The 8,453-nt window shown below is 60.0% G+C and carries 6 protein-coding genes and 1 pseudogene; 3 read left to right on the top strand and 4 right to left on the bottom strand.

Features of this window, described 5'->3' with window-relative positions; genetic code table 11:
- Window positions 1–326: 326 nt before the first annotated feature.
- Genes LG047_RS19330 through LG047_RS19320 form a run of 3 tightly spaced genes read right to left on the bottom strand, consistent with a single transcriptional unit; the run spans window position 327 to window position 2,548 of the window.
- Window positions 327–1,358, bottom strand: a complete 1,032-nt coding sequence (locus tag LG047_RS19330) for an amino acid ABC transporter substrate-binding protein (RefSeq protein WP_227968544.1) — start codon at window positions 1,356–1,358, stop codon at window positions 327–329.
- A gap of 27 nt (window positions 1,359–1,385) precedes the next feature.
- Window positions 1,386–2,006 carry a L,D-transpeptidase gene (locus LG047_RS19325; RefSeq protein WP_370635082.1) on the bottom strand — a complete coding sequence of 207 codons (621 nt, stop codon included), beginning with the start codon at window positions 2,004–2,006 and terminating at the stop codon, window positions 1,386–1,388.
- 50 nt (window positions 2,007–2,056) lie between these two features.
- Window positions 2,057–2,548, bottom strand: a complete 492-nt coding sequence (locus LG047_RS19320) for a hypothetical protein (protein ID WP_227968543.1) — start codon at window positions 2,546–2,548, stop codon at window positions 2,057–2,059.
- Between the two features lie 327 nt (window positions 2,549–2,875).
- On the opposite strand from LG047_RS19320, the gene LG047_RS19315 reads away from it, so the two are divergent.
- Window positions 2,876–5,053 (top strand): SulP family inorganic anion transporter, encoded by a 2,178-nt coding sequence (locus LG047_RS19315; protein ID WP_227968542.1) that lies wholly within the window; start codon window positions 2,876–2,878, stop codon window positions 5,051–5,053.
- A gap of 12 nt (window positions 5,054–5,065) precedes the next feature.
- Here the strand turns inward: LG047_RS19315 and LG047_RS19310 are convergent, their stop codons facing one another.
- Window positions 5,066–6,334 carry a dicarboxylate/amino acid:cation symporter gene (locus tag LG047_RS19310; protein WP_227968541.1) on the bottom strand — a complete coding sequence of 423 codons (1,269 nt, stop codon included), beginning with the start codon at window positions 6,332–6,334 and terminating at the stop codon, window positions 5,066–5,068.
- Between the two features lie 536 nt (window positions 6,335–6,870).
- Between LG047_RS19310 and LG047_RS19305 the strand changes: the two genes are divergently transcribed.
- Both LG047_RS19305 and LG047_RS19300 read left to right on the top strand, forming a co-directional pair.
- A complete protein-coding gene (locus LG047_RS19305) occupies window positions 6,871–8,142 on the top strand; it encodes an urea ABC transporter substrate-binding protein (RefSeq protein ID WP_227968540.1) in 1,272 nt (423 codons plus the stop codon).
- A gap of 3 nt (window positions 8,143–8,145) precedes the next feature.
- Window positions 8,146–8,453, top strand: a pseudogene (locus tag LG047_RS19300) (hybrid sensor histidine kinase/response regulator); the annotation flags it as partial.

Genomic DNA, 8,453 nt, shown 5'->3' with positions numbered 1-8,453 from the left:
ATGACCTGCGCGTATGCGGCTCCAGATTGCTGTAAATGGCGAAGCCCGGGGGCGCTGATTACGATCCCTCAAAGCAAGTGAAAAAAGCGAGAGAAAATAGAACGATCAAAAAGTCGATTCCGATTGGGACAGGGCGACTTGACGCTAGCGACCTCAATCAGAGAAGGCGTTCATGGTCACCCATAATTGATCTTCTTCGCCGCGCGCTGGATGCTCACGAGGGACGATTTCGTCGATGGACTCCCGAAAACCTTATAGTTCTTCTGCTCCCCCAACAAAGTCGGGGAAGCTTTATTTTCATTTCCGCGAGTTCCTGTCCGGGCGCGTCAGCGCAGCGGCGGCGCGTATTGGACGCCGCCCATGGACCAAAGTTGATTGAGCCCGCGAGCAATGCCGAGTTTGGATTTCTTGCCGACGTTGCGCTCCAGGACTTCTCCGTAATTGCCCACGTTCTTGACGATGTTGAGCGCCCAGTCCGGCGACAGGCCGAGTTGCTTGCCGATGTCGCCCTCGGCGCCGATGAAGCGACGCACGGCGGGTTTCTGCGACTTCTTTGCCTGCTCGATATTGGAGCTCGACACGCCGAGCTCCTCGGCGTTCAGCATCGCAAAAATGACCCATTTTACGAGATTCAGCCATTGGTCGTCGCCCTGACGCACAACCGGGCCCAGCGGCTCCTTCGAGATCACATCGGCCAGGATAAGGTTGTCCGCCGGCTTTTTGAGTTCGAGCTTGATTGCATGAAGCTGAGAGATGTCGCTGCTGATGGCGTTACACTGCCCCGCATCATAGGCCTTGATGATTTCAGCGAGCGTCTCGAAGCGAACCGGTTCGAAACTCATGTGATTCTGCTTGAAGAAATCCGCTACATTCGCTTCCGTCGTCGTTGCGGACTTCACGCAGACCTTGCTGCCATTGAGTTCCAGCGCAGAAGCAATCTTGCGGCTTTTGGGAACAAGAAAGCCCTGACCGTCGTAAAAGGTGACGCCGGCAAAAATCAGTCCCTGGTCGACCTCGTTGGAGAAAGCCCAGGTCGAGTTGCGAGACAGGAGATCGAATTTTCCGGACTTCAGCGCCTCGAAACGCTCCTCGGTTCCGACGGGCACGAACCGTACTTTGGAAGCGTCACCGAAGATGGCGGAGGCGACCGCCCGGCAGAAATCGACATCGAAGCCCGACCAATTGCCCTTATCGTCGGCTATGGAGAATCCGACAATGCCGTTGCTTACGCCACAGGCAAGCGCGCCGCTCTGTTTTACACTATCCAGCGTGGACGCCTGCGAGGGCGCCGCGAGGAGGCAGAAGGAGGCGATCAGCAGTGATAGCGACGCGCGGACGCGCTTCTGGAACATACGCATGAACACCTCTTTCCTGTTTTTCGAAAATTACAGATCCGCAGCCTGCTTGACGACGATTTTGGTTCCGACGGGAACGCGACCGTATAGGTCGGTGACGTCACCATTGACGAGGCGGAAACAGCCGGACGAAACGGCGTGGCCGATCGTTTGCGGCTGGTTCGTTCCGTGGATGCGGTAAATCGTCGTGCCGATATAGAGCGCACGCGCGCCCATCGGATTCCCCGGACCGCCCGCCATGAAACGCGGAAGATACGGCTGGCGCTGGATCATCTCCGGCGGCGGACGCCAGTCGGGCCATTCCTGCTTGCGAGAAATCTTGTGCATGCCGGCCCATTGAAAACCGTCGCGGCCAACGCCGATGCCGTAGCGAATGGCCCGGTTGTTGCCCTGCACGAGATAAAGATAGCGTTCCGCCGTATGGACGACGATCGTGCCGGGCGCTTCCGTCGTGCGAAAGAAAACGACTTGCCGCTCATAGGGGCCGGAAAGATTTTCCTCCTCTGGAGTTGGCGTGTAGCCCGGCTGGTCGTCGATATCCATTTCATCAGGTTGTGCGCCGGCCGCGAGAGCGACAGGGCCATGACCCAGAAACAGAAAAGCCGCCGATGCAATCATCAGGCGTTTGACGCCCGCATTCATGAATCCCATGTCGATCCCCATGCGAAACTGGAGGAGCTCGGAAGGTCAGACGCCACTGCTCAAGAGCAGCGGACATAGACCATCGTGCCGTAACGGGTAGAATTGTCGGGGCTCACCCATTTCACGGTGAATGAATTGTCATTGACCGTGACGATTTCGCGATCGCTCGCGATCGCCGCCGGCCCCGCGAGACCCAGATAGGTGACTCCGCTCGGGCTGCCCTTCAACACGAGCTCCCGAATTTCCGATTCATCGGCAAGATGCATCATCACCCCGCCATTGGATCCGCGCTTGATCGTGTAAGGATTGTTGCACTGTCGGCGCGCCTCGCTCTCGGTGCGCGCGCGGTCGCTGTCGCGGTGATAGGCGGCGACCCCCCAACGGCCGACAAGCGAGTCAGCAGGAATTGTCGATGGAATTGACGGGACGCCTTGCGCCACCTGCACGCCCGGATCGGCGGTCTGGGTAGAGTTACAGGCGGAGAGCAGCGAGCCCAACGTGCCGATCGCCGACAAAATCAAAAATGGACGCGAAGCATTCAAAACACGCATAACCTTAACCTCGGCTTTCGGAACGACGCACGCCAGTCCAACACGGCCATCGCCGGCCCGTAAAGAGATATCATAACCATCAGGCCCTTTCCGAGACATTTTTAGTAAATTGGAGGTTGCCGTCATCCGGTCGCCTGGCTGTATTCATTTGTTCAGCTGCAACAGTTTGGTATCGAAGCGTCTGTCGACGAGGCGGCGCGCTTTCGCCCATGACGCCGATGTCCGGTCCGCTGGTCGCCCGCCAACGAAAAAACCAGGAGAGATTTGCATTGCTCACACGAGCCGCCTCTTTGGCCTTCCGCAGCTCGCGCAGAGCCCATTGATCCAATGAACGCCAGGGACGTCATGTCCGGAGTGATCGCGTCCGTCGTGATCATCGCCACTTCTCTGAGCTACTCGGCGCTGATCTTCTCGGGACCGCTCGCCGAGTTCCTTCCTGTCGGAATCGCTTCCGGGCTCGTTGGCGCCGGACTGGGCGCGATTGTTTTCGCCGTCATGAGCGGACTGCCCTTCGCCATAGCGGCGCCGGATTCCAAGGCGATCGCTGTGCTGGCGTCGATGTCGACAATCATCGCGAACAATCTGATCGGGCTGGGACGCGCCGATCAGGCGGGCCCGACAGTCATCGCCGCGCATCTCGCAGGTTCGCTGATCGTCGGCGTGACCTCCTACGCCTTCGGCGTACTGAGGCTTGGACGATGGATAAGATTTTTGCCCTACCCCGTGATCGGCGGTTTCATGGCCGCATCGGGCTGGTTTCTCGCGAGCGGCGCGATCCGCATTCTCAGTCGCAAGGCCCTGTCTCCCGAACTCATGACGGATGTCGCCTCGGGTCGCCATCTCGCACAACTCGCCGTGGGCGCCGCTTTCGCGATTGCCCTCGCTCAGGCGCGCCGCGCCCGTCATCCGGCGGTTTTCCCGGGCCTTCTCATTTTCGCCACCGCCGGGATTCCATTCGCGCTACTGGTGATGGGCGTCCCTGTCCCGCAGGCGCGTGAAGCCGGCTGGCTGCTTCCGCTTCCCGCGACTTCTTCCGGCGCGCTCCCCGTCCATTGGCTTTACGGCGCCCTGACGCAGGTTGCTCCGGACGAGATCCTGAAATCTGCGGGAGATTATATTGCTCTGATCACGGTGACCGTCGCGACCTTGCTTCTCAGCATCATGGCCATAGAAGTCGAAACGCGAGCCGAGGTCGACCTGGATCATGAGCTGAAAGTCAACGGCGTTGCGAACGCCGTCGCCGGTCTCGGCGGCGGAACCGTCGGAACCCTTTCGGTCAGCCGCACTCTTTTCGGACACCAGATCGGAGCGAGATCGCGCGCGGGCGGTCTCGTGGCGGGAGCCCTGTGCCTGTTTCCACTGGCGCTCGGCCCCACGCCGCTCGGTTTCGTGCCCGTGCCGGTTCTCGGCGGACTTCTGTTCCAACTCGGCGTCGGAATGCTGGACGAATGGCTCGTCAGGAGCTGGCGCACGTTGCAGCGCGCCGACTATCTCCAATTGATCGTTATTTTCCTCACCATTGTACTTTTCGATTTCGTCGCGGGCGTCGGCGTCGGCGTCATCGCCGCCTGCATTACTTTCGCCGTCAGCACGAGCCGCGTGCGGCTCGTGAAGCACGGCATGGATCGCAGCAATTACTCCAGCCGCGTGGATCGGCCGAGCCACCACGCCGACGCGCTGAGACGTCAGGGCTCGGAGATCCAGATCATGTGGCTTCACGGCTTTATTTTCTTTGGCAGCGCGCACAATCTCCTCATGCATGTCAAGGAAGCGCTGACAGGCGAGGAAGGCGCCTGCCGAAGTCTGATCCTCGATTTTCGTCAGGTGCTCGGGATCGATTATTCGGCTGTCATGACGCTGCTCAAACTTCGTCATCTCGCGGAGCGCGAAAGGTTCGACCTGGTGCTCGCCGAATTGCCGCCCAATGTCGCGCTCTCGCTCGCGAATGGCGGCCTCCTTCGGGAGAAGGGAGACGCGTCCTGTCGCGTCTTCCCCGATCTCGACGCCGCGCTCGAATGGTGCGAGGACAGGCTGCTCGCCAGTTCGGCGGGCGTCGCGGCAGGGAAACGCTCGACCAGGGAATGGCTCGAAGCCGAACTCGGCGCCCCCGGCCTGTTCGAGCGCTTGACGAATTACCTCACGTCGATCGAGTTGCAGCCCGGCGAATTCGTCTTCGAACAAGACGACGCGGGCGACAGTCTCTTCCTTCTGTCGTCCGGACGCGTCACCATTCTCTTCAATTCGCCCGACGGCAAGGTCGTGCGGCTGCGCAGCATGCTCGACAATACATTGCTGGGCGAAATGGGTCTGTATCGCGGCGCGCCGCGCGGCGCCTCGGTTCTGGTCGACGAGCCGACCCACGTCTATCGGCTCTCCGACGAGGCGTTCGACCGAATGGAGCGGGAGGAGCCGGAACTCGCGCACGCTTTCCACAAATTCGTGGTGCGCACGCTGGCGTCGCGGCTCGATATAGCCAATCGCGAAGTCGCAGGCCTCCAGCGCTGATCGGCCGCTCGCCTAAACGTTCTGCAGCGTCGGCGAAACCGGCTTCTCCGGCGTCTTACCGTCGAGGAGGCTGCTGACGGTCACGTCTCCCATTACATTGATCGCGGTCCGGCAGCGGTCGAGAAACCAGTCCACGGTCAGGAGCAAGGCGATATATTCGGTCGGCAGCCCCACCGATTTGAAGACAAGCGTCATGGTGACGAGTCCGGCCTCGGGAATGCCGGCCGCGCCGACGGAAGCGACGATGGACGTCAGCACCACCATGAGCTGCTGGCTGAAAGTCAGGTGCATCCCTAGCATCTGCGCGACGAACAGCGCCGACATCGCTTCATAAAGCGCAGTTCCGTCATTGTTGAAATTCGCTCCGACCAGCGCGCCGAGACTCGCGGATTGTTCCCTCAGGCCGACATTGTCCCGCAGGCAGCGATAGGTCACGGGCATGGTGGCCGTCGAACTGGCGGTGGAAAAGGCCATCGTCAGGGCGTCCCGAACGCCGCGCAAGAGCGCAGCGGGTCGAACCCACGACCCGAGCCGCACGCGGACGAGATAATACACTCCTTGAAGGAGGAGCGCCGCAATCACCGCGCCGACGAAGCCGCCGAGCGCCAGGAAATCGCTCAAGCCCTTGGCGCCGACAATGCTCGCGACAACGCCGAACACGGCGAGCGGCACGACTTCCACGACCGCCTCCAGGATCGTGACGAGGCTCGACAGGCCAACATGGACGAGATCTTCGACGGTTTGAATCGGATAGTTTCGCAGTTTCCGCAGCGAGAGGCCGAATGCGATCGCAAGGAGAATGACGCCGATCACCTTGCCGTCGTCGGTAAAGGGGCCGGCGATGCTCCGCGGCACGCTGTCGAGAAACTGTGTGAGAGGATCCGCAGCGGACGCCGCGGCCTTTGCGTTCGTGACTGGCGGCGTCATCCGCACCCATTCGCCGGGACGAAGAACATTCGCGACCGCAAGGCCAATGACGATGGCGACGATCGTATTCACCGCTAGCAATGTCGTGAGACGCAGCGATTGCCGCCCGCTCACGGGCGCGTTAATGACGGCCTGCACAATTGCGAACAGGATCAACGGCGGCGCAAGCGCTCCCAACACCCGCAGAACGAGCTTCGCCGGAATCGCCAGCGACGCGGCGCCGTCCCCCAGCAAGAGGCCAGTGACGACGCCCAGCGCCACCGCCGCCAGTATACGCACATAAAGCGGCAACCTGCGCCACCATGCGAATGCGCCGGGCGCGGGTTCAATCTGCTCGTCTTCTGGAAACGGCAATGTGCAGGCCCTTTTCTGACGGATACGGCCGCCCAGATGGAGACGGGCGACGCTCGATCCTATCCGTGTTGACCAGCCACCACTAGCGAAAGACGCGGCCAAGGGAAACAATCGATTGTCTGCATCCACTCCGCAAATGGACTTTTCGTGGCGAGGAAGGCGCAGCGGAACGATTGCGTCCCGCGTGGTAGGGAGCGGCAGCCTTCCGCGATGCGCCGAGGCCTTAACCCGATCTTTCGGCGGACAAAACTGAAAGACGCTCGGCCGGAGCGCGTCGGCATTCGATCATACGCGCCCAATACGAGGTCGATGTCATTCGCGCGAGCTGCGATATCAATAATTTGATCCGGCCGCTATTCAGTGAGATTCGGGCGCGCTCCTCGATTCGCACGAGTTGCGGCCATGACGCACAGGTTTCGTCCCGCTACCGAAAGCAGGGGGCTTCTGTCTGGAATGAAGCGCCGCGATCGAATAATATTTAGAAAGCTCGAGCGCGACCGCTGTTTTCGAGTTAGTGGAAAGCAGGATCCGGAATAATGGACCTCAAGGCTTCTTACAGCGCGTCGATAGGCGTCATCGCCGTCGCTTGCGCGGCGCTTTTCGCCGCTGTGGCTTTTTCGTCCACCAGGGAAAGCGCGCCGATCAAGGTCGGGATCCTGCATTCCCGCTCGGGACCCATGGCGATCAGCGAAAACTCGATGGTCGACGCGGAACTCCTCGCCATCGACGAGATCAATGCGAAAGGCGGCTTGTTGGGCCGCAAGATCGAGACTGTCATCGCCGACGGGAAGTCCGACTGGCCGACATTCGCGAAGGAGGCCGAACGCCTCATCACGCAGGAAAACGTGTCCGTGATCTTCGGATGCTGGACTTCCGCGAGCCGAAAAACCGTCGCGCCCGTCATAGAGAAATACGGACAGTTGATGGTTTATCCGATGGCCTATGAGGGACTCGAACAGTCCGCCAACATAATTTACACGGGCGCGGCGCCGAATCAGCAGGTCATTCCGGCCATCAAATGGAGCCTCGATCATATCGGCAGGAGATTCTATCTGATCGGTTCGGATTATGTCTGGCCGCGCAGCATCAACGAAATCATGAAGGATACGATCCGGGCGCTGGGCGCGGAGGTCGTCGGCGAGGACTACATTTTCTTCGGAAGCTCCAATGTCGCCAGAGCGGTCGAAAAGATAAAGGCGGCGCAGCCGGACGTCGTTCTCAGCTCGGTCGTGGGCGATTCCAACAAGGCCTTTTATCAGGCGCTGACCGACGCCGGACTTTCCGCCGGGAAGCTCCCCGTCGTCTCGGTCAGCATCGGCGAGGAAGAGCTTCGCAGCCTGCCGATCGACAATCTTCAGGGTCATTACAGCGCCTGGAGCTATTTCGCGGCGATAAAGACGCCGGAAAACGAAAGGTTCATTCGTAATTTTCGAGCCAAATACGGCGAAAACCGCGTCACGAGCGATGTGATCGCCACCTCCTATTTCAGCGTCAGATTGTGGGCAAAGGCCGTTCAGGAGGTGCAATCGTTAGACGTTCAGAGAGTCAAGCGGACGATGTTGACGGAGACGCTTGATGCTCCCGAAGGTCTGGTTTCCGTCGATCCCTACACGCAGCACGCCTGGCGCTCCTTCTCCGTCGGCAAAATTCGGCCTGACGGGCAAATCGAACTCGTCTGGACGGTCGACCATCCCATTCGCCCTGTTCCCTATCCGCCGTCTCGCACGAAGGCCGAATGGGAAAATTTTCTGACGGCCATGTATAACCGATGGGGCGGAAAATGGGCCAACCCCGTCGAGGCGGACTGATCCATGAAGCCTGTCACCCTCAATTTTCTGCGAAGCTCCATTGGCGCCAAGATTATCTTCTGGTTCCTCGCGATCAATGTTGTTTCCTGCGCGCTGCTCGCCTGGCGGACTTATGACATCTCGCGTGAATCGCTCGAGCAGACGGTTCAAACGTCGCTGCAGGTCGTCGCGAAGAAGAAGGTCGAGCAACTGGAGAATCTGACGCTCGAGAAAATCAAGAGCGTCGAATCCCTCATGCATAGTCCTTCGATCAGCGAGGCCGCTCGCGAATTTTCCGAAGCGATACGGACCAACGGGAAAGATTCGGAGGA

It is taken from the genome of Methylocystis sp. WRRC1, assembly GCF_020733155.1.
Classification (GTDB): domain Bacteria; phylum Pseudomonadota; class Alphaproteobacteria; order Rhizobiales; family Beijerinckiaceae; genus Methylocystis.
The sequence above is the reverse complement of the archived record's forward strand: the minus strand, read 5'-3'. Positions and strand labels throughout refer to the sequence as shown.